This window comes from Paucibacter sp. XJ19-41 (assembly GCF_028462495.1).
In the GTDB taxonomy this organism is placed as follows: domain Bacteria; phylum Pseudomonadota; class Gammaproteobacteria; order Burkholderiales; family Burkholderiaceae_C; genus Roseateles_E.
This window is the reverse complement of record NZ_JAQOWX010000271.1, coordinates 1-1,130: the sequence shown is the minus strand read 5'-3', so window position 1 is coordinate 1,130 and position 1,130 is coordinate 1. Positions and strand designations below refer to the sequence as shown.

Annotated in this window: 2 protein-coding genes; both read right to left on the bottom strand. The window is 66.8% G+C overall.

The window, feature by feature from the left end; all coding sequences use genetic code 11:
• Window positions 1-687, bottom strand: a 687-nt coding sequence (locus tag PO768_RS28890; RefSeq protein WP_442953325.1) for a hypothetical protein, incomplete at its 3' end; no start/stop codon positions are given.
• The gene (locus tag PO768_RS29405; RefSeq protein WP_442953326.1) at window positions 641-865 is read right to left on the bottom strand and encodes a cadherin repeat domain-containing protein; all 225 of its coding nucleotides are present in this window, start codon (window positions 863-865) and stop codon (window positions 641-643) included. The genes PO768_RS29405 and PO768_RS28890, both read right to left, overlap by 47 nt.
• Between the last annotated feature and the right edge of the window lie 265 nt (window positions 866-1,130).

The window sequence follows — 1,130 nt, the reverse complement described above, 5'->3', positions numbered from 1 at the left end:
GTGGTCCGGGTTGCCGGTCAGCGTCACCGCGCCGGTGCTGGTGTTGATGCTGAAGGCCGCGTGATCGCCCGCCGCCTTCAGGCTGTAGCTCACCACCGAAGCATCGGTAGCAGCGGCTGTGTAGACCAGTTGGCCGGTTCCGGCGTTTTCGTTGAGCGCCGAGGCCAGCGCGCCCGAGCTGATCACGGGCGTGGCGGTGTCGACCAGGTAGCTGGCGTTGTTAGCGACCGCGCCGTGGGTCAGGGTCGCGTTGTTGCTGGCCGCGTCGCGCAGCGTGCCGCCATTGAGCTGCAAGGCGTTGGCGCCAATACTGATGCCGTTGGCATCGGTGTCGCCGCCCTGCACCGTGTACTGGAACAGCAGCGCCGTGCCGCCGCTGCCAGAGACGTAGCTGGCCTGCACCGTGCTGCCGCCCACATTCAGCGCCACTTGCGGCGTGCCGGTCACCGTGGTGGCCTCGCTCATCGTCACCGTGACGCTGACCACGTCACCGGCGTTGAGCCGGCTGTTGAGCGCCCCGGTGGCCGAGCTGATGGCCACGCTGCTGACCGTTGGCGCGGTATCGTCCACATCGTTGATCGCCAGCGTCACCGCCTGCTCGCTGGTGTTGCCGGCAGCATCGGTGGCGAGCACCGTAAAGCTATAGCTGGTCTTGGTCTCGTAATCGGGGTTGCCCGTCAGGCTCACCGCGCCAGTGCTGGCGTTGATGNTCGGTGGCGAGCACCGTAAAGCTATAGCTGGTCTTGGTCTCGTAATCGGGGTTGCCCGTCAGGCTCACCGCGCCAGTGCTGGCGTTGATGCTGAAGGCCGCATGATCGCCCACGGCCTTGAGGCTGTAACTGATGGTTGCTGCGTCTGTGGCCACTGCGGTGTAGACGGTCTGACCGGCACCGCTGTTTTCGTTGATGGCGCTGGCGGTGCCGCCGGAGGTGATGCTTGGGGCGCCGGTGTCCACCAGGAAGCCGGCGTTGTCACCGACCGCGCCGTGGGCCAGGCTGGCCGCATTGCCGGCCGCGTCACGCAGCGTGCCGCCATTGGGCTGCAGCGCGTTGGCGCCAATGCTGACGCCGTTGGTATCGGTATCGCCGTTTTGCACCGTGTAGCTGAACACCAGGGCCGTGCTGCCGCTG